Origin of the sequence: Streptomyces xiaopingdaonensis (assembly GCF_000262345.1) — a bacterium.
Classification (GTDB): Bacteria; Actinomycetota; Actinomycetes; order Streptomycetales; family Streptomycetaceae; genus Streptomyces; species Streptomyces xiaopingdaonensis.
In genome coordinates this window covers 1-24,786 of sequence record NZ_AJTQ01000134.1, presented here as the reverse complement: position 1 = coordinate 24,786, position 24,786 = coordinate 1, and the positions used below count along the sequence as shown (strand labels likewise).

General features: G+C 74.9%; 25 protein-coding genes. 11 read left to right on the top strand and 14 right to left on the bottom strand.

All coding sequences use genetic code 11. From position 1 onward, the window contains the following. The 6 genes from UWG_RS0110855 to UWG_RS0110830 all read left to right on the top strand — a co-directional run. Positions 1-766 (top strand): vWA domain-containing protein (locus UWG_RS0110855; RefSeq protein WP_016907232.1); only part of this gene is annotated, 766 nt, incomplete at its 5' end. Further along, the gene (cobO, locus tag UWG_RS0110850; RefSeq protein ID WP_016907231.1) at positions 766-1,365 is read left to right on the top strand and encodes a cob(I)yrinic acid a,c-diamide adenosyltransferase; all 600 of its coding nucleotides are present in this window, start codon (positions 766-768) and stop codon (positions 1,363-1,365) included. The genes UWG_RS0110855 and cobO, both read left to right, overlap by 1 nt. Continuing rightward, on the top strand, positions 1,359-2,780 hold the full coding sequence (locus tag UWG_RS0110845) for a cobyrinic acid a,c-diamide synthase CobB (RefSeq protein WP_029391349.1): 1,422 nt from the start codon (positions 1,359-1,361) through the stop codon (positions 2,778-2,780). The genes cobO and UWG_RS0110845 overlap by 7 nt, the downstream gene beginning before the upstream one ends. Positions 2,781-3,159: 379 nt before the next feature. After that, positions 3,160-3,615, top strand: coding sequence for a cobalamin biosynthesis protein (locus tag UWG_RS0110840; protein WP_033196077.1), 456 nt, complete (start codon positions 3,160-3,162; stop codon positions 3,613-3,615). Then, positions 3,599-4,702, top strand: a complete 1,104-nt coding sequence (cobC, locus tag UWG_RS0110835; protein ID WP_016907228.1) for an Rv2231c family histidinol phosphate aminotransferase CobC — start codon at positions 3,599-3,601, stop codon at positions 4,700-4,702. Before UWG_RS0110840 ends, cobC begins: the two co-directional genes overlap by 17 nt. 30 nt (positions 4,703-4,732) lie before the next feature. After that, complete coding sequence (locus tag UWG_RS0110830) at positions 4,733-6,043, top strand: alpha/beta fold hydrolase (protein ID WP_016907227.1); 1,311 nt, start codon at positions 4,733-4,735, stop codon at positions 6,041-6,043. Between the two features lie 253 nt (positions 6,044-6,296). On the opposite strand, the gene UWG_RS0110825 is transcribed toward UWG_RS0110830, so the two are convergent. From UWG_RS0110825 to UWG_RS0110810, 4 genes are all read right to left on the bottom strand, one after another. Beyond that, on the bottom strand, positions 6,297-6,485 hold the full coding sequence (locus tag UWG_RS0110825) for a hypothetical protein (protein WP_016907226.1): 189 nt from the start codon (positions 6,483-6,485) through the stop codon (positions 6,297-6,299). Positions 6,486-6,567: 82 nt separating this feature from the next. After that, the gene (locus UWG_RS0110820; protein ID WP_016907225.1) at positions 6,568-6,972 is read right to left on the bottom strand and encodes a DnaJ family domain-containing protein; all 405 of its coding nucleotides are present in this window, start codon (positions 6,970-6,972) and stop codon (positions 6,568-6,570) included. Between the two features lie 47 nt (positions 6,973-7,019). Then, positions 7,020-8,111 (bottom strand): amidohydrolase family protein, encoded by a 1,092-nt coding sequence (locus tag UWG_RS0110815; protein WP_016907224.1) that lies wholly within the window; start codon positions 8,109-8,111, stop codon positions 7,020-7,022. Positions 8,112-8,232: 121 nt separating this feature from the next. Next, positions 8,233-8,424 (bottom strand): hypothetical protein, encoded by a 192-nt coding sequence (locus tag UWG_RS0110810; protein ID WP_016907223.1) that lies wholly within the window; start codon positions 8,422-8,424, stop codon positions 8,233-8,235. A gap of 595 nt (positions 8,425-9,019) precedes the next feature. Here UWG_RS0110810 and ectA point away from each other — a divergent pair. The 4 genes from ectA (at position 9,020) to thpD (ending at position 12,492) form a co-directional block, all read left to right on the top strand. Next, entirely contained in the window at positions 9,020-9,532 is a 513-nt protein-coding gene (gene ectA, locus UWG_RS0110805) for a diaminobutyrate acetyltransferase (protein WP_016907222.1), read from the top strand. 120 nt (positions 9,533-9,652) lie between these two features. After that, positions 9,653-10,921: a diaminobutyrate--2-oxoglutarate transaminase gene (gene ectB / locus UWG_RS0110800; RefSeq protein ID WP_016907221.1), complete on the top strand. Its 1,269-nt coding sequence runs from the start codon at positions 9,653-9,655 to the stop codon at positions 10,919-10,921. Between the two features lie 195 nt (positions 10,922-11,116). Then, a complete protein-coding gene (locus UWG_RS0110795) occupies positions 11,117-11,521 on the top strand; it encodes an ectoine synthase (RefSeq protein ID WP_016907220.1) in 405 nt (134 codons plus the stop codon). Between the two features lie 71 nt (positions 11,522-11,592). Continuing rightward, complete coding sequence (thpD, locus tag UWG_RS0110790; RefSeq protein ID WP_016907219.1) at positions 11,593-12,492, top strand: ectoine hydroxylase; 900 nt, start codon at positions 11,593-11,595, stop codon at positions 12,490-12,492. Between the two features lie 67 nt (positions 12,493-12,559). Here thpD and UWG_RS0110785 read toward each other — a convergent pair whose 3' ends face one another. Continuing rightward, entirely contained in the window at positions 12,560-14,080 is a 1,521-nt protein-coding gene (locus UWG_RS0110785; protein ID WP_016907218.1) for an aldehyde dehydrogenase (NADP(+)), read from the bottom strand. Positions 14,081-14,210: 130 nt separating this feature from the next. On the opposite strand from UWG_RS0110785, the gene UWG_RS0110780 reads away from it, so the two are divergent. Further along, positions 14,211-14,981 (top strand): IclR family transcriptional regulator, encoded by a 771-nt coding sequence (locus tag UWG_RS0110780; protein ID WP_016907217.1) that lies wholly within the window; start codon positions 14,211-14,213, stop codon positions 14,979-14,981. Between the two features lie 84 nt (positions 14,982-15,065). Here the strand turns inward: UWG_RS0110780 and UWG_RS29840 are convergent, their stop codons facing one another. From UWG_RS29840 to UWG_RS29830, 9 genes are all read right to left on the bottom strand, one after another. Beyond that, positions 15,066-15,953, bottom strand: a complete 888-nt coding sequence (locus tag UWG_RS29840; protein ID WP_016907216.1) for a polysaccharide pyruvyl transferase family protein — start codon at positions 15,951-15,953, stop codon at positions 15,066-15,068. After that, positions 15,950-16,945, bottom strand: a complete 996-nt coding sequence (locus UWG_RS0110770) for a glycosyltransferase family 9 protein (protein WP_016907215.1) — start codon at positions 16,943-16,945, stop codon at positions 15,950-15,952. The genes UWG_RS29840 and UWG_RS0110770 overlap by 4 nt, the downstream gene beginning before the upstream one ends. Beyond that, positions 16,942-18,420, bottom strand: a complete 1,479-nt coding sequence (rfaE2, locus tag UWG_RS0110765) for a D-glycero-beta-D-manno-heptose 1-phosphate adenylyltransferase (RefSeq protein WP_016907214.1) — start codon at positions 18,418-18,420, stop codon at positions 16,942-16,944. The genes UWG_RS0110770 and rfaE2 overlap by 4 nt, the downstream gene beginning before the upstream one ends. A gap of 39 nt (positions 18,421-18,459) precedes the next feature. After that, positions 18,460-19,167, bottom strand: coding sequence for a D-sedoheptulose-7-phosphate isomerase (locus UWG_RS0110760; protein WP_016907213.1), 708 nt, complete (start codon positions 19,165-19,167; stop codon positions 18,460-18,462). A 72-nt stretch (positions 19,168-19,239) separates the two neighbouring features. Continuing rightward, on the bottom strand, positions 19,240-20,493 hold the full coding sequence (locus tag UWG_RS0110755) for a glycosyltransferase (protein WP_016907212.1): 1,254 nt from the start codon (positions 20,491-20,493) through the stop codon (positions 19,240-19,242). After that, on the bottom strand, positions 20,490-21,458 hold the full coding sequence (locus UWG_RS0110750; protein WP_016907211.1) for a glycosyltransferase: 969 nt from the start codon (positions 21,456-21,458) through the stop codon (positions 20,490-20,492). The genes UWG_RS0110755 and UWG_RS0110750 overlap by 4 nt, the downstream gene beginning before the upstream one ends. After that, positions 21,455-22,510, bottom strand: coding sequence for a glycosyltransferase family 9 protein (locus UWG_RS0110745; RefSeq protein WP_016907210.1), 1,056 nt, complete (start codon positions 22,508-22,510; stop codon positions 21,455-21,457). Before UWG_RS0110745 ends, UWG_RS0110750 begins: the two co-directional genes overlap by 4 nt. After that, positions 22,507-23,043 carry a D-glycero-alpha-D-manno-heptose-1,7-bisphosphate 7-phosphatase gene (locus UWG_RS29835; protein ID WP_016907209.1) on the bottom strand — a complete coding sequence of 179 codons (537 nt, stop codon included), beginning with the start codon at positions 23,041-23,043 and terminating at the stop codon, positions 22,507-22,509. The genes UWG_RS0110745 and UWG_RS29835 overlap by 4 nt, the downstream gene beginning before the upstream one ends. A gap of 881 nt (positions 23,044-23,924) precedes the next feature. Then, on the bottom strand, positions 23,925-24,786 hold an 862-nt coding region (locus UWG_RS29830), incomplete at its 5' end, for a glycosyltransferase family 2 protein (RefSeq protein WP_016907208.1).

Sequence of the window (24,786 nt, the reverse complement as noted above, 5' to 3'; positions counted from 1 at the left end):
GGCAGGCCGCCGCTCCCGTGCCCGCACGGCGCACGGCCGCACCACGGGTGCGCGCCGCCCCCGAGGCGCCCTGGGACGCCTCCACTTGAGCGCCACCGTCCTCGCGGCCGCGCCGTACCAGCAGGCACGCGGGCGCTCGGGGCCCGGCCTCCTCGTGCGCGGGGACGACCTGCGGGAGGCCGTGCGCGAAGGGCGGGAGGGCAACCTCGTGCTCTTCGCCGTCGACGCGTCGGGGTCGATGGCGGCGCGGAAGCGGATGAGCGCCGTCAAGGGCGCCGTGCTCTCACTGCTCCTCGACGCCTACCAGCGCAGGGACAAGGTCGGCATGGTCACCTTCCGCGGCTCGGACGCCGAGGTGGCCCTCCCGCCGACCTCCTCCGTCGACACGGCGGCCGCCCGTCTGGAGTCGCTGCCGACGGGCGGGCGCACGCCGCTCGCCGCCGGTCTGCTCCGCGCGCGCGACGTGCTGCGCGTCGAGCGCATGCGGGACCCGTCGCGCCGCCCGCTGCTCGTCGCCGTCACCGACGGGCGGGCCACCGGCGGGCCGGAACCCGTCGAACGCGCCCGCAGGGCAGGCGGGTTGCTCGCCGCCGACGGCGTCGCCTCCGTCGTCGTCGACTGCGAGGCGGGACCCGTACGCCTCGGCCTCGCCGGGGAGTTGGCGTGCGCGCTCGGCGGAGAGGCCGTCACGCTCGACGAGTTGCGCGAGGACACCGTGACCGAGCTCGTACGCACCGCGACCACCAGCACCCGGAGGGCAGCGTAATGCCGCAGGGCAAGCCGAACACGATCCCCGACGACGGCCTCACCACGCGGCAGCGCCGCAACCGCCCCCTCCTCGCCGTCCACACGGGCACGGGCAAGGGGAAGTCGACCGCCGCCTTCGGGATGGCGCTGCGCGCCTGGAACCAGGGATGGCCCGTCGGGGTGTTCCAGTTCGTGAAGTCCGCCAAGTGGCGGGTGGGCGAGGAGCGCGCGCTGCGGGTGCTCGGCGAGAGCGGCGAGGGCGGCGGTGTCGCCTGGCACAAGATGGGCGAGGGCTGGTCCTGGCTCCAGCGCGACGGGGAGCTGGAGAGCGAGGAGGCGGCGAAGGAGGGCTGGGAGCAGGTCAAGCGCGACCTGGCCGCCGAGACGTACCGGATGTACGTGCTCGACGAGTTCGCCTACCCGATGCACTGGGGCTGGATCGACGCGGCTGAGGTCGTCGAGGTGCTGCGCACGCGCCCCGGCCACCAGCATGTCGTGATCACCGGCCGGAACGCGCCGGAGGAACTGTGCGCGGCGGCCGACCTCGTCACCGAGATGACGAAGGTGCGCCACCCGATGGACGCGGGCCAGAAGGGCCAGCGAGGCATCGAATGGTGAGGGCAGGCGGGGGCGGTACGCCCCGGCTCGTCGTCGCGGCTCCTTCCTCGGGGAGCGGAAAGACCACCGTGGCAACGGGGTTGATGGCCGCGTTCGCGGAGCGCGGCCTCGCCGTCTCGCCGCACAAGGTCGGCCCCGACTACATCGACCCGGGCTACCACGCGCTCGCCACCGGGCGCCCCGGGCGCAACCTCGACGCGTTCCTCTGCGGCACCGAGCGCCTCGCGCCGCTCTTCGCGCACGGCGCCTCGGGGGCCGAACTCGCCGTCGTCGAGGGGGTGATGGGCCTCCACGACGGCGCGGCCCGACGGGGCGAGCTCGCGTCCACGGCGCAGGTCGCCAAGGAGCTGCGGGCGCCCGTCGTGCTCGTCGTCGATGCGTCCTCGCAGTCCCGCTCGGTGGCCGCGCTGGTCCACGGCTTCGCGAGCTGGGACCCCGGCGTGCGGCTCGGCGGTGTCATCCTCAACAAGGTGGGCTCGGCACGCCACGAGGCCCTGCTCCGGGAGGCGTTGGCGGACTCGCCCGTGCCCGTGCTCGGCGTGCTCCACCGGCGGCAGGCCGTGCGCGCGCCCAGCCGCCACCTGGGGCTGGTGCCGGTAGCGGAGCGCCGGAGGGAGGCGGTGGAGGCGGTGGACGCGCTCGCCGCACAGGTCCGCGAGGGGTGCGACCTGCCGGCGCTGCTGGCGCTCGCGCGCAGCGCGCCGGCTCTCGACGCCGAGGCGTGGGACCCGGTCGAGGCGGTCGGCGCGCAGGCCCGACAGGCGGCGGGCGGCACCGAGTCGAGCGCGTACGGTACGCCGCCGGCTGCCGCGGGCGGCGCGCGCCGGACCAGGGGACGTCCCGTCGTCGCCGTGGCCGGCGGCCCGGCGTTCACCTTCGGGTACGCGGAGCACCCCGAACTCCTGCGTGCCGCAGGCGCGGAGATCGCCGTCTTCGACCCGCTCCACGACGAGCGCCTGCCGGCAGAGGCGGACGCGCTCGTCGTCGGGGGCGGGTTCCCCGAGGTGTACGCGGCCGAACTCGCCGAGAACAAGCCGCTGCGCGCCGCCATCGCCGGCTTCCGCGGGCCCGTCGTAGCCGAGTGCGCCGGACTCCTCTACCTCACGAGGGAGTTGGACGGACGCGAGATGTGCGGTGTCCTCGACGCCACCGGGCACATGGGCGAACGGCTCACCCTCGGCTACCGCGAGGCGACCGCCGCGACGACGAGCGTCCTCACCACCGCGGGCACGACCGTCCGCGGGCACGAGTTCCACCGCACCTCGCTCGCCCCCGCCGCCGGCGCCTCGCCCGCCTGGCGGTTCGACGGCCGCACGGAGGGCTTCGTCCACGGCCGTGTCCACGCCTCCTACCTCCACCTGCACTGGGCAGCGGCGCCCGAGCTGCCCACGCGGCTGGTGGCGCAGTGCCGGTGAGGGGGGCGGCAGCCGGCGGACGGCGCCGCGCGACGCGCACCGCGGGCTCGTCCCGCGACCGGTTTGCGTGCGGCGGGAGTCGCGCGGTGGCAGCCGCCGCGTGCACCGGCCGCGGAGCGGGCGTCACCCCTCGTCCGGGTAGGGCACGGCCTCGGCTCGCGTCGCTTCCGACGCGCCGGAAGGCCGCCGAGGCGCCTCGTCCCCACTCCGCGGTCCGCGGACGTCTTCGTCCGGCCCGCACGCCCGTCGCGGGAGCCCCGCTCCCGCACCGCCCACCGTGCGCCACACCCACCCGACGCGCCAGCTCCGCACGCGTACGGCCCGACACGTCCGCGTACACGCGAACGTGCCCGACGCGCCGGACCACGACACCCCGCCCATGACCACCCACGAACCCCCCGCCCCTCCAACCCCCGTCGTCATCGGCGTCGGAGGATGCCGCGACGTCGCGGAAGACGAGGTGCTGGCGCTCGTGCACCGCGTGCGCGCGCTCGCCGGTGCGGTGGTGCCGTGCGCGCTGGCGACCGTCGAGGGCAAGGAGGGCGAGCCGGGGCTGCGGGCCGCCGCGCGGGCGCTCGGGGTGCCGCTGCGGGCGTACGGCGCCGCGGAGTTGGCCGCCGTGCCGGGCGTGGCGGCGTCGGCGACCGCGCGGGCCGCCTTCGGCACGTCCTCGGTGGCGGAGGCCGCCGCCCTGCTCGGGGCCGCGGCACCGTACGGTGCTGTGGGCGCCGCCCGGCTGCTGGTGCCGAAGACCAGGTCGGCGGCGCACCCCGCACGGGCGACCGCCGCGGTCGCCGCAGCAGCCACAGGAGAGCACCGTGTCCGCACCGACTGACCGGAGGCCGCGCCCCGCACCCGAGCAACCCGCACCCGATCTGCGCCACCACGGCGACGCCGAGGTCCGCGGCTCGGGGCTCACCGACCTCGCCGTCAACGTGCGCACCGGCACCCCGCCGCCGTGGCTCCGCGCCCGCCTCGCCGCGTCGCTCGACGACCTCGCCGCCTACCCGGACCCCACCGCGGCGCGCACCGCGGTCGCCGCGCGGCACGGGGTGCGGCCGGAGCAGGTGCTGCTCACCGCGGGCGCCGCCGAGGCGTTCGTCCTGCTCGCGCGGGCGCTGCCGGTGTCCCGACCGCTCGTGGTGCACCCGCAGTTCACCGAGCCGGAGGCGGCGCTGCGGGACGCGGGGCACCGCGTCGCGCGCCATCTGCTCGACGCCGCGGACGGCTTCCGCCTCGACCCGGAGGCCGTCCCGGAGGCCGCCGACCTCGTCGTCGTCGGCAACCCGACCAATCCGACGAGCGTCCTCCACTCGGCCGAACACCTCGCCCGGCTCGCACGGCCGGGCCGCTCGCTCGTCGTCGACGAGGCGTTCGTCGACGCCGTGCCGGGCGAACGCCACTCCCTCGTACCCCAGTTGGGCCGCCTGCCCGGCAGGCTGCTCGTCCTGCGCAGCCTCACCAAGACGTGGGGGCTCGCCGGGCTGCGCATCGGCTACGTCCTCACCGATCCGGAGACGGCCCGGCTCCTCGCGCACCAGCAGCCGCTGTGGCCCGTCTCCGCGCCCGCGCTCGCCGCGGCCGAGGCGTGCAGCGAGCCGGCGGCGCTCGCCGAAGCGGAGTCGGCCGCCGCGGAGTTCGGCGAGCGGCGTGCCCATCTCCTCGCCCGACTGCGGGAGTTGCCGGACCTGGAGACGGCGACGCCCCAGCCGCAGGGCCCGTTCCTCCTCCTGCGGCACCCGCGCGCACCGCGGTTGCGGGAAGCCCTCCGACGGCGCGGTTTCGCCGTGCGCAGGGGCGACACCTTCCCCGGGCTCGGCTCCGAGTGGTTCCGCGTCGCCGTCCGGGACCGCGCGACGAGCGACGCGTTCACGTCCGCGCTCGCCGCGGTACTCGACCGCCCCGGCGAGCACGGGCACTGACCTGCCCAACACACACCGAGGAGAGCCGCCTTGCCCGTACTGCGCCACCCGGGGACCGTCCTCACCGACCACCGCTTCACCCTCCCCCTCGACCACGAGCAACCCTCGGGCGAACGGATCGAGGTGTACGCGCGGGAGGTCGTCGCCGCGGGGCGCGAGGACGAGCGACTCCCCTGGCTGCTCTTCCTCCAGGGCGGCCCGGGCAACCCGGCACCCCGCCCCGTGGGCGCGGAGCACTGGCTCCAAGTCGCCCTGGAGCGCTACCGGGTGCTCCTCCTCGACCAGCGCGGCACCGGCCGCTCCACCCCGGCCGACGCGACCACGCTCCCGCTCCGCGGCACCCCTGAGCAGCAGGCGTCGTACCTGGCCCACTTCCGCGCCGACGCGATCGTCCGCGACGCCGAGGCGATCCGCCGCGAGCTGCTCGGCGAGGACGTCCGCTGGTCCCTGCTCGGCCAGAGTTTCGGCGGCTTCTGCGCCCTCACCTACCTCTCGCAGGCGCCCGAGGGCCTCCACGAGGTGTTCGTCACCGGCGGCCTCCCCGGCCTGCGCACCTCGGCCGACGACGTCTACCGCGCCGCCTACCCGCGCGTGGCCCGCAAGGTCACGGCGCACTACGCGCGCTACCCCCAGGACGCCGCGACCGTGCGGCGGATCGCGGCGCACCTCCTCGAAACCGACGTACGCCTCCCGGACGGCAGCCCGCTCACCGCCGCCAGGTTCCAGTTCCTCGGGAAGATGCTCGGCGAAACGACCGGCTCGCACCGCCTCCACTACCTGCTGGAAGACGCCTGGACCAGGGGAACTTCGGGCCGCGTGCTCTCGGAGGCGTTCCTGGAGCAGGTCCGCTCCGCCGTCTCCTTCGCCGGCAGCCCGCTCTTCGCCGCTCTCCACGAGGCGATCTACGCCCAGCGGTCGGTCACGCCCCGCGGCACCGGCTGGGCGGCCCAGCGGGTACGCGCCGAGTTCCCCGACTTCGACGCGGCGAGATCCGTGGCCGACGGCCTCCCCGTCCCCTTCACGGGCGAGATGGTCTACCCCTGGATGTTCACCACCGACCCGTCCCTGCGCCCCCTCGACGAGACGGCGCACCTCCTCGCCGCACGCACCGACTGGCCCGACCTCTACGCCCCCGACCGCCTCGCCCGCAACGAGGTGCCGGTCCTCGCCGCCGTCTACGACGACGACATGTACGTGGACCGCGACGCGTCCCTCGCCACCGCGGCGGCCGTCCCAGGCGTGCGGACCTGGGTCACCGGCACATGGGACCACGACGGCCTGCGGGTCAGCGGGGGCGCCGTACTGCGGCGGCTCTTCGACATGGCGGCGGGCCGGCTCTGACCCGGCCCGCCGAGCGGGCGACAACCGGCATGTCCACCACGCCCGGGACGGCGGCGAGTTGAGACCCTGTCGACGCTCCCGCACGCACCGCCCCCGGGAAGGGAACCCGATGCCCGCTCGCCCCCTCGCCCTCTGCGCCGCCGCGGCGCCGGCCGCGCTCTCCGCCCTCGTCGCCCCCCGCGCACGCGACCGCGGAGCAGACCTCGCCCGCCCGGCACCGGGCGGCATCGGCCTGCCTCTCGCACGCCGTCTCCTACGACACGAAGGCCGACAGCTTCATCCCCCACCCCCGCGGCACGTACCGCGCGTCCTCCCGGTGCAAGGACATCAACCTGCGCATCGCCTCGGGCGGCGCCACGAAGGTCTGCGTCCGCTTCCACCCGGGACCCGACTGCGCGCGCAAGGTCCGCGTCGGCGCGAAGTGGAAGGTGATCGCGAGCAACGTACGGAACGGTGCACGGTTCCAGGTCGTCTTCGACGGCCAGTTCCACAAGGGCAGGATCGCCTACTGACGCCAGGGGCCCTCAGGCCGAGGGGCGGCGCTCCCGCCAGGCGGCGACGAGCCGCTCCTCGTCGAGCGGCGCGACGTTCAGCGGCGGCCCCTCCGGCGGGTTCCGGATCGCGGCCCGGATCTTCTCGTTCACCTCGCGCACGACCGCCCGCACCTCGGCCTCGCTGCGCGCCGCCACCGCCCGCTCGCGCGCCTGCTCGGCCTCCTTGCGCAGGACGAGGGCGGGCGGCAGGTAGCTGAGGTTCTCGCGCTCGGCCTTCTCGCGGAGCCACCAGTACTCGTCGTAGGGCTGGTCGAGGCTGCGCAGCGGCTTGCCCTTGCCGGGCAGGTCGTCGAACTCGCCGCGCTGCTCGGCCTCCCGGATCTGCCGGTCGGCCCAGGACTCGAAGCTGATCCCCGGCGGTTTGCGCTCGGTCATGATGCGGCCCCCTGGAGTCGGTGACCCGCCCGAGGATACGGTCCCCGCTAACGCACCGCTCCGCGCAGTACCACGTGTTCGGGCGCCGTCAGCACCCGTACGTCGGCGCGCGGGTCCTCCGCGTAGACGACGAGGTCGGCCGGGGCCCCCTCCTCGATCCCGGGCCGCCCCAGCCAGGACCGCGCGCCCCAGGCGGCGGCGGAGAGCGCCTCGGCGGCGGGGATGCCGGCCGCGACGAGTTCGGCGACCTCCTCGCCGACGAGGCCGTGCGCGAGCGAGCCGCCGGCGTCCGTCCCCGCGTAGACGGGGATGCCCGCGTCCCGCGCCGCCCGGACCGTCTCGTACCTGCGCGCGTGGAGCCGGCGCATGTGCGCGGACCAGCGCGGGTACTTGGCCTCGCCGCCGTCGGCGAGCAGGGGGAAAGTGGCGATGTTGACGAGCGTGGGGACGATGGCGGTGCCCCGTTCGGCGAAGAGCGGGATCGTGTCCTCGGTGAGCCCCGTGGCGTGCTCGATGCAGTCGATCCCGGCCTCGACGAGGTCGCGGAGTGAGTCCTCGGCGAAGCAGTGCGCGGTGACCCTCGCGCCCTCCTCGTGCGCCGCGTCGATCGCCTCCTCGATCGCCCACCGCGGCCAGCACGCGCTCAGGTCGCCCTCCTCCCGGTCGATCCAGTCGCCGACGATCTTCACCCAGCCGTCGCCGCGCTTGGCTTCGTTCCGGACGTACGCCGCGAGGTCGCCCGGCTCGATCTCGTGCGCGTAGTTGCGGACGTAGCGCTTGGTGCGGGCGATGTGGCGGCCGGCGCGGATGATCCTGGGCAGGTCGTCGCGGTCGTCGATCCAGCGGGTGTCGGCGGGCGAGCCGGCGTCGCGGAGCAGCAGGGCGCCGGCGCCGCGGTCGGTGAGCGCCTGTTCCTCGCTCTGCTGCTCCGGTACCGCGCCGTGCGCGTCGAGGCCGACGTGGCAGTGCGCGTCGACGAGCCCGGGCAGCACCCAACCGTGCAGCCGCGTCTGCGCACCGGCCGACGCCCCCGGCCGCTCGAAGGTGATCCGCCCGTCGACGACCCAGAGTTCGTCCCGTACGTCCTCGGGGCCGACGAGCACCCGCCCCGTGATGTGCAGCGTTCCGCTCTCAACCATGGGGGCACCATACGAGCAGCGGTGCGCGGCCGGGTACGCGGTACGGAAGAGCGCGGGCCTGGTCGGCCGCCAGCGCGGCGTCGCAACCGCTGCTGGCCCGGGGCCCGTTGATCGTCACCTTCTATCCGGGCACCTGGTGCCCCTCCTGCGACATACGCGACGAGTCGCTCGTCCTGACCGAGAAGGAGCAACTCGGGTTCCACCTCGCTCGGGCGCCGCCGAGGAGTTCGGCCTCGCCTCCGCCCTCCCCGAAGAACTCGCAGCCGCGTACGGGCAGCTCGGCTTCGACCTCGCACGCGTCAACGGCGGCCACCCGTGCACCCTGCCGATCCCGGCGACGTACCTCCTCGACCGCACGGGGACCGTCCGCCGGGCCCTCGTCGACACGGACTCCACGCACCGCGGAGCCCGCCGAACTGCTCGCGGCGCTCGACGAGTTGGAAGCCGAGGAGAGGCGCACGCCCCGAGAGTCGGGAGAAGAAGAGAAGACGCCTCGGTGAACCGGGGCCAACTTCTTCGGGAAAACTCTGTCCTCGCCGCACCCCATACAATAGAGTGCATTCGGCGGCAGGGTTTCAGAGCACAGGTTCCCGTTTTCTTCTGCCCGCTTTCGGCTACCTCAAACGCCGCGATTTCAGGGGCTGTTAGCCGGTAATTCGAACGCGTCTCACGCTGGTTACCGCGGTGTGACACATTCCACAACGCGCCCTTTTTGCCCGGGCAAATCCTGACACGGGCGGCGATCGACGCAGGGGCATGCGCGCCTGCGCGCCCCCGCGCGATAACACAGGACTCCTCGGACACGTAACCCCGCACGCCCGTGCAGTTTGAGATTCTGCTAGGTAAATTAAATCCGCATGACCGCCGCACAAGCAGAAGATGCACGTGCCCGCAGCGATTTCCGGGAAATGCCGGAGGGACTGAAGCTGGACACTCCCCGCGTGGCCGACGGAGCCGCGATCTGGCGTATCGCCAGGGACTCGGGGACGCTCGACCTCAACTCCTCGTACAGCTACCTGCTGTGGTGCAGGGACTACGCGGCGACCTCCGTGGTCGCCCGCGACGAGGCAGGTACCCCGGTCGGCTTCATCACCGGTTACGTACGTCCCGACCGCCCGCAGACGCTCCTCGTCTGGCAGGTGGCCGTCGACGAGGCGGCTCGCGGACGCGGACTGGCGGCGGCGATGCTCGACGGGCTCTCGGCGCGCACCGCCCGCGAGCTCGGCACGGCCGGGATCGAGACCACGGTCACCCCCGACAACATCCCCTCGAACCGGCTGTTCACCTCCTATGCGGAGCGCCACGGCGCGCCCGTCGCCAAGGAGGTCCTCTTCGAAGCGGAGGCGTTCCCCGAGGAGGGCCACGAGCCCGAAGTGCTGTACCGGATAGGCCCGGTGGCGCTCGCCGACGAACGGCGCTGACCACCGCCGCAGGCGCGCGCCCGACCGCGGCCCTGCCCCGACCGCGCACCGTCCACCGCCGGTGCGCCCCAAAAGCCCCGATCACACTCCTCGCACACGACCCACTCCCTGGAGCAAGCCGTGACCATCACCCAGCCTGACCTCAGCGTCTTCGAGACCGTGGAGTCGGAGGTGCGCAGCTACTGCCGTGGCTGGCCCACCGTCTTCGACCGCGCGCAGGCGTCCCACATGTACGACGAGGACGGGCACGCCTACCTCGACTTCTTCGCCGGCGCCGGAACCCTCAACTACGGCCACAACAACCCCGTGCTCAAACGCGCGCTCCTCGACTACCTGGAGCGGGACGGCGTCGTGCACGGTCTCGACATGTCGACGAGCGCCAAGCGGGCGTTCCTGGAGACGTTCAAGTCGACGATCCTCGAACCGCGCGACCTGCCGTACAAGGTCATGTTCCCCGGGCCGACCGGCACCAACGCCGTCGAGGCGGCGCTGAAGCTCGCCCGGAAGGTCAAGGGCCGCGAGTCGATCGTCTCCTTCACCAACGCCTTCCACGGGATGTCGCTCGGCTCCCTCGCCGTCACCGGCAACGCCTTCAAGCGGGCGGGCGCCGGCATCCCGCTCGTCCACGGCACCCCGATGCCGTTCGACGACTACCTCGACGGCAAGGTCGACGACTTCCTCTGGTTCGAGCGCCTCCTGGAGGACCAGGGCTCGGGGCTCAACAAGCCGGCCGCCGTGATCGTCGAGAGCGTGCAGGGCGAGGGCGGTATCAACGTGGCGCGCGCCGAGTGGCTTCGCGCCCTCTCCGACCTGTGCACCCGGCACGACATGCTGCTCATCCTCGACGACATCCAGATGGGCTGCGGCCGCACCGGCGCCTTCTTCTCCTTCGAGGAGGCGGGTATCAAGCCGGACATCGTCACCCTGTCGAAGTCGATCGGCGGGTACGGGCTGCCGCTGGCGCTCACCCTCTTCAAGCCGGAGCTCGACGTCTGGGAGCCCGGCGAGCACAACGGCACCTTCCGCGGCAACAACCCGGCGTTCGTCACCGCGACCGCCGCGCTGGAGACGTACTGGACCGACGGCCAGATGGAGAAGCAGATCATCAGCCGGGGCGAGCAGGTCGAGGCCGCGCTCAAGGCGATCGCCGACGAACACCCGGGCGAGATCGCGGACTTCCGCGGCCGCGGCCTCGTGTGGGGGCTGGAGTTCGCGGAGAAGGCCCGCGCCGACCGCGTCGCGAAGCGTGCCTTCGAGCACGGGCTGCTCATCGAGACCTCGGGTCCGCAGAGCGAGGTGATCAAGCTGCTGCCCGCGCTCACCATTGCCCCGGAGGAGCTCGACGAGGGCCTGCGCATCCTCGCGCGCTCCGTCCGCGAGGCCGCGTAGCACCGCGGTCCCCCCGACGCGCCGTCACCGCGCGAGCATCAGGCCCGCGGTGACGGTCGCCACCGGCCCGTCCCGGTACCACCCGGGGCGGGCCGCCCCCTTTGGAGGGCACCCCGCGCGCGCCGTCCGGGCGCCGCGACGGGGGACGAAAACCCGGCCCGTTCGGGCCGAACACCCAGAGAGAGGCACCACCACATGATCGTTCGTTCGTTCAAGGACGTCGAGGGCACCGACCGCCACATCAAGTCGGCGTCGGGCACCTGGGAGAGCAAGCGGATCGTCCTCGCCAAGGAGCGGGTCGGCTTCTCGCTCCACGAAACAATCCTCTACGCGGGTACAGAGACGGATATGTGGTACGCAAACCACATCGAGGCCGTACTCTGCGTGGAGGGCGAGGCCGAACTCACCAACAGAGAGACCGGTGAGAAGCACTGGATCACCCCCGGAACGATGTACCTCCTGAACGGGCACGAGAAGCACACGATGCGCCCGAAGACCGACTTCCGGTGCATCTGCGTCTTCAACCCGCCCGTGACGGGCCGGGAGGACCACGACGAGAACGGCGTCTACCCGCTGCTCACCGAGCCGGACGAGGACTGACCGCAGTTCGAGGCCGGCCGGCCGCACCGCCCATGTGACAGGGCCGTACGAGAGGAGAGGAAGGCACATCCATGACCACCGCACCCGAGCGCACCGCCGACCTGTACCCGACTCGTGGCGCCACCGAGGTGGCGACGCCGCGGATGGACCCCGTCGTGTGGTCCGAGCCGGGTACGTCCGGGCCCATCGAGGGCTCGGACCTGGCGGGCTTCGAGCGGGACGGGTTCCTCGCCGTCGACCAGCTCCTCACCTCCGATGAGGTCGCTGAGTGCGGCAGGGAACTGGGACGGCTCACCTCTGACCCGGAGATCCGGGCCGACGAGCGCTCGATCGTCGAGCCGAAGTCGGACGAGATCCGGTCGGTGTTCGAGGTGCACAAGATCAGCGAGGTCTTCGCGAAACTGGTGCGCGACCCGCGCGTGCTGGACCGGGCGCGGCAGATCCTGGGCTCGGACGTCTACGTCCACCAGTCCAGGATCAACCTCAAGCCCGGCTTCGGCGCGTCGGGTTTCTACTGGCACTCGGACTTCGAGACCTGGCACGCGGAGGACGGACTGCCGCACATGCGGGCCGTCTCGGTCTCCATCGCGCTGACCGAGAACCACGACACCAACGGCGGTTTGATGATCATGCCGGGGTCGCACAAGACCTTCCTCGGCTGCGCGGGCGAGACCCCGCGCGACAACTACAAGAAGTCCCTGCAGATGCAGGACGCCGGGACCCCGTCCGACGAGGCGCTCACCAAGTTCGCCGAGGCGCACGGGATCAAGCTGTTCACGGGCAAGCCCGGTTCGGCGACCTGGTTCGACTGCAACTGCATGCACGGAAGCGGTGACAACATCACTCCGTACTCGCGGAGCAACATCTTCATCGTCTTCAACAGCGTCGAGAACACCGCCGTCGAGCCCTTCGCGGCCCCGGTCCGACGCCCCGAGTTCATCGGGGCGCGCGACTTCACCCCGGTGAAGTGACGGGCTGAGCCCAGGGGATGTGGGGCGGGACCGCACGGCGGTCCCGCCCCATGTTCGTGCGTACGGCTCAGCCCTCCCTGCGGCCGTCGACGCGGCGGGGCAGCCCGAGCGGATTGCCGTCGCGCAGCTCGGGCGGGAGGAGCGGCTCGGGGGTGTTCTGGTACGCCACCGGACGCAGCCAGCGCTCGATCGCCGTGGCGCCGACCGAGGTCGACGTCGAAGTGGTGGCCGGGTAGGGGCCGCCGTGGTGCTGCGCAGGAGCGACGGCGACACCGGTCGGCCAGCCGTCGACGACCAACCGGCCGGCGAGCGGGGCGAGTCGGGCGAGCAGCTCGGCGCCCCTCCCCTTCTCCTCACGCGCCTCCTCGGAGCCCACGTGCACCGTGGCTGTCAGGTTGCCGGGGAGCACCGCGAGCACGGCGCCGGCCTCCTCCGCGTCCCGGTACCGCGCGACGACGGTGACGGGGCCGAAGCACTCCTCCAACAGCAGCTCGTGCGGGCCCGGTTCGGCTATCCGGCGGGCCGGCACGGTGAGGAACCCGGCGGCCACCGTGTTCTCCGCCGCGCCCTCGCCCGCGGCGACCGGCGCCTCGACGCCTTCGAGTTCGGTGCGGCGGTGCACGCCTGCGAGGAACGCCTCCCGCATCCGCGCGTCGAGGAGCGGCCCGGCCGGTGCCGCCGTCAGCGCCTCGCCGAGCGAGGCCAACAGGCCGTCGCCCGCTGCGCCTTCGGGGACGAGGACGAGCCCCGGCTTCACGCAGAACTGGCCCGTGCCCTGGGTGACCGAACCCGCGAGCCCGGCGCCGATCTCGTCGGGGCGCTCGTCCGCCGCCTGCTCGGTGACGACGACGGGGTTGAGCGAGCCGAGCTCGCCGTGGAACGGGATCGGACGAGGGCGGGCCGTCGCGGCGTCGAAGAGGGCGCGGCCGCCGCGTACGGAACCGGTGAAGCCGGCCGCCGCGACCAGCGGGTGCTCCACGAGGGCGATCCCGGCGTCGAAGCCGTGGACCACGGTGAGCACCTCGGCCGGCAACCCGACGGAGGCGGCCGCCCGCCGCAGCGCTGCGGCGCAGAGCTGGGAGGTGGCGGGGTGGTCGGGGTGGGCCTTGACGACGACGGGGCAGCCCGCCGCGAGGGCGCTCGCCGTGTCGCCTCCCGGGACGGAGAAGGCGAGCGGGAAGTTGGAGGCGGCGTAGACGGCGACGACGCCGAGCGGCATCTTGACGCGGCGCAGGTCGGGGAGCGGCGGGATGCGCTCCGGGTCGGCGTGGTCGACGGTGGCGCCCAGGTAGGCGCCGTCGTCCAACTCGTCGGCGAACGCGCGCAGTTGCGCGGCGGTGCGGGCCATCTCGCCGTCTAGGCGGGCGGCGCCGAGAGCGGTCTCGGCGTCGGCGACGGGCACGATCTCGCCCTGCGCGGCGAGGAGTTCGGCCGAGGCCGCGCGCAGGAAGGCGGCGCGCCCCGCACGGTCGGCGAGGCTGTCGCTCGCGCGGTGCGCCGCCCGCACCGCGGCGTCGACGTCGGCGGCCGTGGCCTCCTCGGTCACCTGCTCGCGCCGGTTTCCGGTCCTGGGGTCGACGCTCCACACTGGAACTGCCAACGAAAGCCTCCTGACGGGCGATTGGGGGTTCAGCCCTCTCGTTCGATATGCTGAACACCATCCCGGTAAGTGAATATGCGGGGACTGTATGGCCGTGCGAACAAGGGGGTCAAGGTCGATGGCGGCAGGCGGGACGGGCGGTTCGCAGGTCAAGTCGGCTGTGCGGACGGTGGAGTTGCTCGAGTACTTCGCCGGGCGGCCGGGGATGCACTCGCTCGCGGCCGTCCAGGAGGCGGTCGGGTATCCGAAGTCGAGCCTCTACATGCTGCTGCGCACGCTCGTCGACCTCGGCTGGGTCGAGACCGACCTCACCGGTACCCGCTACGGCATCGGGGTGCGCGCCCTCCTCGTCGGCACCTCCTACATCGACGGCGACGAGGTCGTGGCCGCCGCCCGCCCCACCCTGGACCGCCTCTCCGACGACACGACCGAGACGATCCACCTCGCCAGGCTCGACGGCACCAACGTCGTGTACCTCGCCACCCGACAGTCGCAGCACTACCTCCGCCCGTTCACCCGCGTCGGCCGCCGGCTCCCCGCGCACTCCACCTCGCTCGGCAAGGCACTCCTCGCCACCCACAGCGACGACGAGGTGCGGGCCCTGCTGCCGGCGGAGCTTCCGCAGCTCACCGAACACACCCACACCGACCGCGAGAAGCTCGTCGAGGAGCTGCACGCGATACGCGCACGCGGCTTCGCCATCGACCGCGAGGAGAACACCCTGGGACTGCGCTGCTTCGGCGTAGCCGTCCCCTACCGCACGCCGGCGCGCGACGCGATCAGCTGCTCCGTCCCGGTCGCCCGCCTCACCGCCGCGCACGAGCAGACGATCCAGGACGCGCTCCTCGACGCGCGGGACCGGCTGACGCTCGCCACCCGACGGCTGTGAGACGCGGGACCCGGCGAACCCTTCGCCCGGCCGGCCGCGTCGTTCGCTCACGCCCCGCCTGCGCGCCACGCCACGTCAAGGGCCTCACGCGAAGAGCGCGGACCGCAGCGCCGCGGCGACGAGGTCCGGCGGCGGGGAGGCGGCGTGGGCCGCGGCATGTGCAGGGCCCTCCGTGCGGAGCCACTCCCACCAGTGCTCAAGGGCGGCGTCGTCCAGTCGCTCGGCGTGGACGAGGGCGGGCCAACGCATCGCCTGCGCCTGCGCGCTGACCTTCGCGCCCCCCGCCACCGGGTCGACGGCGAGGGCCGGCACGCCGGAGCGGAGCGCGAGCACCAGGCCGTGGAGGCGGTCGGTGACCACCAGGTCGAGCCGGGAGAGCACGGCGTCCCACTGCTCGGGGGTGCGGCACAGGCGCCAGTCGCGGTCGTCCAGCCGCGTCTCCAACGGCAGCCGCGCGCAGTCCTGTCGGGAGAGCCAGCCGGTGATCCGCTCGGCCGTCCCCGCGTGGCGGCGGCGCTCTCCGTACTCCTCCTGTCCGCCGGTGAGGACGACCCCGACGACGGGCGGCAGCGTGCGCGGCGGCCGGGTGCCGGCGGAGAGGTCGGCCGAAGGGGCGACGCCCGGGCCGTCCCGGGCGATCACCTCGTGGAAACCGCGTACGGCCGGGTCCGCGGGATCGATCACCGAGACGCCGACGGCGAGGCGGCGGCAGTGCGCGTACTCCTCGTGGAGCGCGGCGACCTGGGGTCCGTGCAGCGGCCCGCAGACGAACAACAGCAGGCCGTAGCGCCCGGGTTCGACGTCCCCGAAGGACAGCGCGCCCGGACGGAACCCCGGACTCCACACGACGTCGTAGGGCACTCGGCGCTCCCGCATCACCTCCTCGACACGGCGCAGCGCGAGCACGTCCCCCGCTGTCGCCTCCCCGTCGAGGAAGCTGAACCAGCCGGTGAGCAGCGCCCGGACGTTCACGACGCGGGCCCGGGCGAGTGGACGGGCCGCGGGCGCGGCAGGGCCTCGACGGCCTCCACGACCTCGTGGGGAGCGAGCCGGAGCAACCGCGGGTCGGGCAGCGGGCCGTGCGGGTCGCCGGGGGCCGTGCCGTCCGACGGGCCGGGGCGCCACAGCGGGCGGTGTCTGGCGTGCGGGGGCGGGCCCCACACTGCGGGCGAGACGGGACCGAAGAGGACGACCGAGGGTGCGGCCAGGGCGGAGGCGAGGTGGGCCAGCCCCGTGTCGCCGACGACGACCGCGCGGGCCTCGGCCACCAGCGCCGCGAGCGTCCCGAAGGGCAGCCCCTCGGGTCCGCCGAGCACCGCGCCGCGAGGCAGCCCGGCCCGCTCGGCGACCCCGTGTGCGAGGGCCTCCTCCTGCGCACCGTGCGTGACGACGACCTCGGCGCCCCGGTCGCTCAACTCCCGCGCCACGGAGGCGAACCGGTCGGCGGGCCAGCGCCGCGCCCCCGCGTCGGCGCCCGGGTGCACGACGACGGCGCCGGGCGCGGGCGAGGCCGCGCCCGGGCGGGGCAGCAGCAGGTCGTCGGGGTCCGCGGGGATGCCGTACCAGGTCAGCAGGCGGCACCAGCGGGCGCGTTCGTGCTCGTCGGCTCGCCAGGAGGGGCCGGACGCGTCGGCGTAGGCGCAGAGACGTCCGGGGGCGAGGCGGGCGAGGAGGTCCCTGCTGGCCGGTCCGTTGCCGTGCAGGTCGAGGGCGAGCCGCGGCGGTTCCGGCCAGGGCCACGGAACCTCGTCCGGGACCTCCCGGCCGGCGCCGCCCGTCGGGAGCAGCACGTCCGCAGCCTCGGTCGTACGGACCGCCTCTTCGAGCGACTGCGGTGCGGCGAGGACGAGTCGGTGGCCGGGAAGGGCCCGGCGCAGCGCCCGCAGCGCGGGGACGGCGGTGAGCAGGTCGCCGAGGCCCAGCGCCCGCAGCACCAGCACGCGCGCGGCGCCCTCGCCCGTCATGACGGCGGCTCGCCCGCGGGCTCGCCGGCGGCGCGGCGCGCCAGGGCGGTCGTCGAGCGGCCGTCCAGGTAGGGCAGGAGCAGCACCCGGCCGCCCCACTCCTCCAAGGTGTCCGCCTCCGGGAGCCGTTCGGTGCCGTAGTCGCCGCCCTTCACCCAGACGTGCGGGCGCAGTTCGCGGAGCAGGTCGCTCGGGGTGCTCTCGTCGAAGACGGCGATGGCGTCCACGCAGTCGAGCCCGGCGAGCACCGAGACCCGGTCGGCCTGGGGCGTGAGCGGGCGGCCCTCGCCCTTGAGGCGGCGCACCGAGCGGTCGGAGTTGAGGCAGACGATGAGGCAGTCGCCGGTGCGGCGGGCGTTCTGCAACATGCCGACGTGTCCCGCGTGCAGCAGGTCGAAGCAGCCGCCCGTCGCGACCACCGTCCCGCCGCGCGCCCGCACCTCGGCGGCGAGCTCCCGCGCGTCGGTCCCCCGCGCGGTCGGCGGCGTCAGCCGCAGGCCCGACGCCGGGGACGCCGCGGCACCGTCCCACAGGGTGCGGTCGCGCACCCCGCCGCCCGCGACGAACGCGCCGGAACGGACGACCGCCTCCTGTACGGCCTCCTCGGGCAGCGCCCCGCCCGCCAGCGCCCACGCGGCCGTGGCCGCGAAGCAGTCCCCGGCTCCGCAGGGGTCTCCGCCCGCCTCATGGAGCGCGGGAAAGTACAGCGGCGTCTCGTCGGTCGGCCGGGCGAGCACCGCCCCTTGGCTGCCGAGCGTCACGGCCACCCCCATGCTGCGCCACCGCGAGGCCAGGGCGACGCCGCGCAGCCCGTGCCCGTACGGCCCGTCCTCGTCGAGCCGGCGGGCGTCCTCCTCGGCAGCGCCGTGCTCGGCGGACTCCTCGGCGCACAGCGCCCGCGCCTCCTCGGCGTTGGGCGTCACCAGCCTGGCGCCGGGCACCGGTGGCTCGCCCTTGGGATGCGGGTCCCACACGAGCTGGGTGTGCCCGGCGAGGACGGCGAGTTCGGCGCGGAGCCTGGCGGCGACGCCGCGCCCGTAGTCGGAGACGAGGATGGTCTGCGCGCCGGCGAGCGCCGCTCGCGCCTCGTCGGTCATCGGGCCGACGGTGCCGCCGCCGCGGTCGAGCCGCAGGAGCGGCCGCCCTTCGGCGCACAGCCTGGTCTTCTCCGGCACGGTCCCGCGCAGCGGCAGCTCCAGCAGCCGTACGCGCGGTGCCAGCAACTCCCGTACCAGCGCGTCGGAGCGGCCCTGCCCCAGCGCGGTGATGAGCACGATCTGCGGGACCTCGGGCCCCTCGTGCGGCGCCGCGGCGGCCAGTACCGCGGCGAGCCCCGCGCCGCCGGGCCTGTGGTGCTCGCCCGTCACGTCGAGGACGGGCGCGGGCGCGTCCGGCGCGAGGCGGTGCGCGTGGCCCTCCACGTCCGTGTCGAGCAACGTGTCGCCGACCACGACGAGTTGGCGGTTCCTGGGCATGGCACGTCCTCCGCTCGGTCCCGGTTGTGGGAGCCTCCGTCATCTCTCCGGCGCCCAACGGCCGTTCGCCGTGCGCATCAACCGAGGGGCCTCCCCCTCGGCCGCTGGCGCGGAAGCGAGCCCCGCGGGTTCGGGGCCGACGGCGGGCGAGGCCTCCTCCAGCCTTCCGGCGAGCTCCTCCAGCGCGGTGTCGAAGGCTTCGCACAGCAGGTGGACCGCGACGAGGTGCACCTCCTGGACGGTGGCAGTCGTCGCGGCGGTGACGCTGAGGACGTCCTCGGCCTCCCTCGCCAGCGGGTTGGGGGCGGGCCCCGTCAGCGCCCACACCCGCAGCCCGGCCTCCCGGCCCGCCGCCGCGGCGCGCAGCAGGTTGCCGCTGCGGCCGGAGGTCGAGAGCAGGACGAGGACGTCGCCGGTGCGGCCGTGCGCCGTGACCTGCCGCGCGTAGACGTCGTCGAAGCCGTAGTCGTTGCCGACCGCCGTCACCGCCGAGGTGTCCGCGTGGAGCGAGACGGCGGAGTACGGTGCGCGCTCGGCCTGGTAGCGGCCGACGAGCTCCGCCGTCAGGTGTTGGGCCTGCGCGGCGCTGCCGCCGTTGCCCGCGGCCAGGAGCCGGCCGCCCCTGTGGAGCGCGGCCGCCAGCCGCTCGCCCCAGTCGGCGACCCGGGCGGCGTGCTCCCGGCGGAAGAGGCCGACGGCCTCTTCGACGGCCAGGCAGTGTGCGTGTGCGGCGTCGAGTGGAAGCATGGCAGCGGCCGAAGCGCCGGATGCGGCCGACGGCCTCCCTCCTTCTCCTCGGGGTCTGCGGGGTCTCGGGGCTCACGGCGAGGCAGGTGCCGCCGCGGAGCTCAGCGCCGGGGCGCGTGCGGCCAGCACCTGCCGGTAGTGCTCTTCCGTCTGCGCGACCACGCGCGCCCAGCTGTACTTGGCCAGCACCCGGCGCCGTCCCGCGGCGCCGAACCGCCGGCCCCCGTCGGGCATCGCCAGCAGCGTCCGGACGGCTTCGGCGAGCGCGTCGGCGTCGTCGGGCGGTACGAGCAGCCCGGTGTCGCCGTGCACGACGGTGTCGCGCTGCCCGCCGACCGCGGTCGCCACCACCGGCGTCCCGCAGCTCATCGCCTCCAGCGGGACGATCCCGAACGGCTCGTACTCCGCCGGGCACAGCACCGCGTCGGCCGCGCGCAGCAGCGGCGGCACGTCCTCGCGCGGCAACCCGCCCGTGAGGTGCACCCGATCCGCGACGCCGTACTCGCTCGCCAGCCGCCGGAGCCGCCGCACCTCGGCGTCGGCTTCGAGCTCCGGGCCCGACGGGCCCCCGGCGACGACGAGTTCGGCCCCGGGGACGCGGGCGAGGGCCGCCACCGAGAGGGCGGCGCCCTTCCGCGGCACCAGCCGCCCGACCTGGACGAGCAGCGGCCCTCGGCTCGGCCGCCGCCATCGCGGCCCTTCCGGGCTGAAGACCCGCGGATCGACGCCGCAGGGCACGACGGAGATCCGGTCGGACGGCACCAGCATCGCCGCCAGCTCCTCGACCTCGTCGCGGCAGGTGGCGACTACCCGGTCGCAGGCGGTCCCGATCGCCGTCTCGCACGGGATGCGCTCCCCCGGGCTGGTGTCGGCCTCGCCCTGGTGACGCTTCTTGACGGTGCCGAGCGCGTGGTAGGTGTGCAGGAACGGGAGCCCCCGCTCCTGCGCCGCCTGGAGGGTCGCCAACCCGGACATCCAGAAGTGCGAGTGGACCACGTCGGGTCGCTCCGCGGCCCACTGCGCCGAGAGGCAAGCGGCGAACATGCCCATGCACGGCAGAAGTTCGTCCTTGGGAACCGCCGTCGGCGGGCCTGCCGGCACGTGGTGGACGTCGACGCCGTGCCGCAGCGGCGTCCGCTCCGACAGTTGCGGGGAGTCCCGCCGGGTGTAGACGGTGACCCGGTGCCCGTGGTCGGCGAGCGTCTCGGCGAGCCGGGCCACGTGCACGTTCTGGCCGCCCGCGTCGGCGCCGCCGAGAGCGGCGAGCGGGCTGGCGTGCTCCGAGACGAGTGCGATGCGCAACGGCTTCTCCTTCGCGGTGGTCATCGGCGGGTCACCTCTTCGAGAAGCTGGTCCCAGCGGTGCAGGAACGTCTTGAGGCCGTAGCGCCCGAGCGCGGCACGCCGGGCCCTGGCACCGTCCTCGGCCGCGGCCTCGGGCTCGTCCAGGTAGTGGCGGGCCGCCTCGGCGAGCACCTCGGGACGAGTGGAGAGCACCCCCGCCCCCGGCGGTACGGCCTCGACCGCCTCGGTGGTGGCGAGCGCGACGACGGGCATGCCGAGGTGCATCGCCTCCAGCAGCGAGAGCCCCAACGAGGTCCACCGCACGGGGTGCACGTAGCAGCGGCGCCGTGCGAGCTCCGCATGGAGCCCTTCCTGCGGCAAGTCCTGGCCGCTGCATCGCTCGGGCGGCAGCCCCAGGTGCGCGGCGAGTCCGTCGGTGCGCATCCCGAAGACGTCGAGCGGGGCCGCCTCGCTCAGCGCGGGCAGCAGGTCGGTCCCGACGTGCCTGCCGCGCCGCACCGGGTCGTTGACGACCACCGCGGCCCGCTCGACCTCGCCCGTCCACCGGTGTCCCGGGTCGACGACGCCGTGCTCGATGACCGTCGTGCGGGTGGTGCCGTTGTCCCAGAAGAGCCGGTTGAAGTGGGTGACGTGGACGAGCGTGAGGTCGTCCCGGTCAGCGCACGGGTGCCGGGTGTCGGGCACGGCGCCGTCGGGCGCGTTGTGCTCGAGGTAGACCGCGGGGACCTCGCGCCCCGGGCGTCGCCCGCCCAGCCAGCGGGCGGCGAGCTCCGCCTCGTGGGGCCGCTGGAGGACGACGACGTCCACGTCCTCGGTGGCCAGTTCCTCCGGGGTGGCCTCCCGTACGGAGTCGGGCCAGGCGAAGGTGCGGGCCCTGCCGAGTCCGTCGGGGCCGCGGTCGGGCAGCACCGGGACCAGGTAGGTGTGCGGGCCCTGCACGAACGCCGTCGTCCAGGAGCCGTGCACGTGCCACAGCAGGACTCTCATGTGCGGGCCTCCAAGCTCGTGCCGGTGCTCGTCCTCCGCGGGTGCGGCGCCGTCAGCAGGTCGAAGGCGGCCAGGACGTCGGCGTCCTCGACGGCGTCGAGGCACGGGTGGCCCGCCACCGGGCAGGAGACCGCGCGGCTCCCCGCGCACGGCGCCTCCTGGTCGCCCAGGAGCACGTGCGGCACCCCGAAGGGCGCCCAGCGCTCGGCCGGCACCACGGGCGCGAACAGGCACACCACCGGCGTGCCCACCGCCGCCGCCAGGTGCGCGGGCCCGGTGTTGCCGACGAGCACCGCGTCGGCCCTCGCGAGAACGCCGGCGAGTTCGCGGAGCCCCGTTCTGCCTCCCAGGTCGAGCGCGTGACGCCCGGCGACGGCCGACGTCAGCTTCTTCTCCCGGCGGTCACCGGTGACGACGACGCGGTGGCCGGCAGCGGCGAGCGCCGCAACGGCCCGCGCCGCCCGCTGCTCGCTCCAGGCCCGCGCCGGCGCCGACGAACCCGGGTGGACGACGATGTACGGGTCGCTGCCTGTCAGTTGGGCGGTCTCCGGCGGCGGCGTGGTCGCCAGGCCGCCGCCGTCGCCCTCCGGCAGAACGAACCCGGAGTCGGCCGCCAGGTCCATGGCGGCCTCCGCCTCGTGCCGGCCGGGCGCGCGGTGGTGCCGCAGGTCGAGGAGCGAGCCGGGGTAGTCCTCGCTGTCGGCGGCGACCCATGCCACTCCGGCCAGCTTCAGCAGCAGCGCCGTCGGCAGCGGGCTCTGGTGGTAAGAGGTGAGGACGAGCGCGCGGTCGATCCGCCGCCGGGCGAGGCCGTCGACGAGGGCGGTGCACTCGGCGGGGTCCACGGGCGGCGCGTCCCGCGCGACCCACGGCGCCTCGTGGACCACCACCTCGTCCACGCCCGGCAGCAGCCGCGCCGCGCCCGCGCCCGGCGGCCCGGCGAGGAGCGTCACGCGCCGCGATCCGGCCGCCGCCATCCGCACCGCGGGCCCGGCGAGGAGGACGTCGCCTGCGCTGTCGAGCCGGACCACGAGCGTGTGCGGCCGCGTCACGACGGGCCTCCGTACCGCCCCGGCGACAGGACGGCCGTGCGGACCGCCGTGGCGAGGTCGGGCGCGGTCCGCGGCGCCGCGCGCACCTCCTGCGGGCGGGTGGCCGCGTCGGGTACGAGCACGCCGGTGGCTCCGGCACGGTCGGCAGCGGCCATGTCGGTCCCGATGTCGCCGATCACGACGCTCTCCTCCGGCCGCACCCCGAGGACCCGGCACGCCACGAGGACGAGTCCCGGCTCGGGCTTGCGGCAGGCGCATCCCGCCTCGGGCGGGTGCGGGCAGAGGACCGTCACCGCGAAGGGCCCGAGCAGCTCCTCCACCCGGCCCTGCACGGCCTCGAGTTGGCTCCGGGAGCGCACGCCGCGCCCCAGGTCCGGCTGGTTGGTCACCACCCCTGCCGGCACGCCGGCCGCCCTGAGCAGCTCCAGCGCCTCCCCTGCGTACGGGCGCGCCCGCACCCGTTCGGGGTCGGTGTTGTGGGGCACGTCCTCGACGAGGGTCCCGTCGAGGTCGAAGAGGACCACGGCCGGCATCCCGCGGGGGCCCGGGCCGACCCTCGGGCCCGGCCGGCGGGGCATCCGCAGCAACGGCCCGTCCGTTCCGTCCCGGTGCCAGGACACCTCGGGCCGCGCTACGGCGTCCGGGGGGCGGGGTTCGCGGCTCTGCGGGGTGCCCGGTGGGCGGTCCTGGGCGGAGGCGCTCGTAAGCGGGGGGCGGCGGTGCGGAGTCGGCACGCTCCAGGCGGCGCCGGGCGGGCCCGGAAGCGGCGGCTCCGGGCGTGCGCCTCGGTCCGAGGCGTGGTGCCGCGGAGTCGCCGCATGCCATGCGGCACCCGGCGGATTGTTAGCGACTGCGAACGGGGGCTGGCGGCGCGGGGTCGACCCGCTCCACACGACGTCCGGCGGGCGGCCCGGGACGGACGACGCGGGTTGCTCGCCCACAAGTGAGGTGCGGCGCCGCGGAGTCGACATTCCACACGCGGCGCCCACCGGCCGGCTCGGGACGGACGGCCCGAAGTGCGCGCGCACAAGCGAGGTACGGTGCAGCGGACTCGTCACGCTCCACGCGGCACCCGTCGGGCGGCTCGGACGGGACGGCTCGGCGTACGTGCCGCCGAGCGGATCATGACGGCCCGGAGTTGACACGCTCCGCGTGGCGCCCGGCGGGCGGCCCGGGACGGACGGCCCGAAGTGCACACCGGCAAGCGGGACGCGGCACCGCGGAGTCGACGCGGACGCGTCGGTACCCTCCGGGTGATCCGGGGCGGAAGCACCCGCACGACCCGACAGGCTCCACGCGGCACCCTTCGGGCGACTCCGGGCGAACGCCCCGAGGTCGGCGCCTGCAAGTGGGCGGTGACGCAGCGGAGTTGACCGTCCGCCGTCCCTGTTCGGGTACCTCAGCGGGTGGCCGTTCATGTTCCCTCCTCGCGGGCGGGAAGCGGGCCCAGCCAGGCACGCAGCCAGTGGAAGGAGGCGGCAGGGGGGATCAGCAGGCTGCTGAGTGCCATCGTCAGCAGCTCCTCGCGGGCGCGTGGGCCGGGGCGGAGCCTTGCGCAGAGGAACTCGCCCGTGCCCAGGCCCCACGCGCCGGCGCACGCCGCCGCCGTCCACGGCCTCCGGGCAGCGGCGGCGGCCAGCGCCCCCGCCGCTGCCGCCGTGGTGGCGAGGTGCCGGGGCAGCCGTCCGCGGCCGGCGCCCGCTCTGTGCCACCAGTTGCGGCCGTGAATCCTCGTCATGAGGACGTCGTCGGCGTTGCCGCGCTGGGCGCGTACCGACACCCAGCGGTCGGCAGGGCGTACGGGGTGGAGGGTGCGGCGCTCGCCCTCGACGAGCAGCCAGCCGTCGGCGAGCAACCGCAGGGCGAGGTCCGCGTCTTCGCGGAAGGCGCGGCGGAACCGTTCGTCGAAGCCGCCGACGGCCGCCAACGCGGAGCGCCGGTAGGCCATGTCCGCCGTGATCCAACGGGCCGTCGCCAGGCCGGCGGTGGACCGCTCCCAGTCGGTGGGCGCCCGGTCGGCGGGGAGCGGAACGCTGATGCGTCCCTGGCTTCCGGCCACCCGTGCGTCGGCGGCAGCGGCGAGGTCGGCGGCGAGGCGGGCCGCCCAGTCACGGCCGGGGAGGACGTCGTCGTCGAGGAAGGCGATCCACTCCTCGTCCGCGGCGCGCCACCCGACGTTGCGGGCGGCGGCGGGCCCGGCCGCGGCGCCGGGCACGACGGCGACGAGCGGGGCGAGTGCGGAGGGCACCTCCACGGGCAGCGGGCCGCACTCGTGC

What these genes read in the sequence shown, in the direction of transcription:
- cobO (WP_016907231.1), top strand. Translation starts at nt 766, where the DNA reads ATGCCGCAGGGCAAGCCGAACACGATCCCCGACGACGGCCTCACCACG.
- UWG_RS0110845 (WP_029391349.1), top strand. Translation starts at nt 1,359, where the DNA reads ATGGTGAGGGCAGGCGGGGGCGGTACGCCCCGGCTCGTCGTCGCGGCT.
- UWG_RS0110840 (WP_033196077.1), top strand. Translation starts at nt 3,160, where the DNA reads ATGACCACCCACGAACCCCCCGCCCCTCCAACCCCCGTCGTCATCGGC.
- UWG_RS0110820 (WP_016907225.1), bottom strand. Translation starts at nt 6,972, where the DNA reads ATGACCGAGCGCAAACCGCCGGGGATCAGCTTCGAGTCCTGGGCCGAC.
- UWG_RS0110815 (WP_016907224.1), bottom strand. Translation starts at nt 8,111, where the DNA reads ATGGTTGAGAGCGGAACGCTGCACATCACGGGGCGGGTGCTCGTCGGC.
- ectA (WP_016907222.1), top strand. Translation starts at nt 9,020, where the DNA reads ATGCCGGAGGGACTGAAGCTGGACACTCCCCGCGTGGCCGACGGAGCC.
- UWG_RS0110795 (WP_016907220.1), top strand. Translation starts at nt 11,117, where the DNA reads ATGATCGTTCGTTCGTTCAAGGACGTCGAGGGCACCGACCGCCACATC.
- thpD (WP_016907219.1), top strand. Translation starts at nt 11,593, where the DNA reads ATGACCACCGCACCCGAGCGCACCGCCGACCTGTACCCGACTCGTGGC.
- UWG_RS0110780 (WP_016907217.1), top strand. Translation starts at nt 14,211, where the DNA reads ATGGCGGCAGGCGGGACGGGCGGTTCGCAGGTCAAGTCGGCTGTGCGG.
- UWG_RS0110770 (WP_016907215.1), bottom strand. Translation starts at nt 16,945, where the DNA reads ATGACGGGCGAGGGCGCCGCGCGCGTGCTGGTGCTGCGGGCGCTGGGC.
- rfaE2 (WP_016907214.1), bottom strand. Translation starts at nt 18,420, where the DNA reads ATGCCCAGGAACCGCCAACTCGTCGTGGTCGGCGACACGTTGCTCGAC.
- UWG_RS0110760 (WP_016907213.1), bottom strand. Translation starts at nt 19,167, where the DNA reads ATGCTTCCACTCGACGCCGCACACGCACACTGCCTGGCCGTCGAAGAG.
- UWG_RS0110755 (WP_016907212.1), bottom strand. Translation starts at nt 20,493, where the DNA reads ATGACCACCGCGAAGGAGAAGCCGTTGCGCATCGCACTCGTCTCGGAG.
- UWG_RS0110750 (WP_016907211.1), bottom strand. Translation starts at nt 21,458, where the DNA reads ATGAGAGTCCTGCTGTGGCACGTGCACGGCTCCTGGACGACGGCGTTC.
- UWG_RS29835 (WP_016907209.1), bottom strand. Translation starts at nt 23,043, where the DNA reads ATGCCGGCCGTGGTCCTCTTCGACCTCGACGGGACCCTCGTCGAGGAC.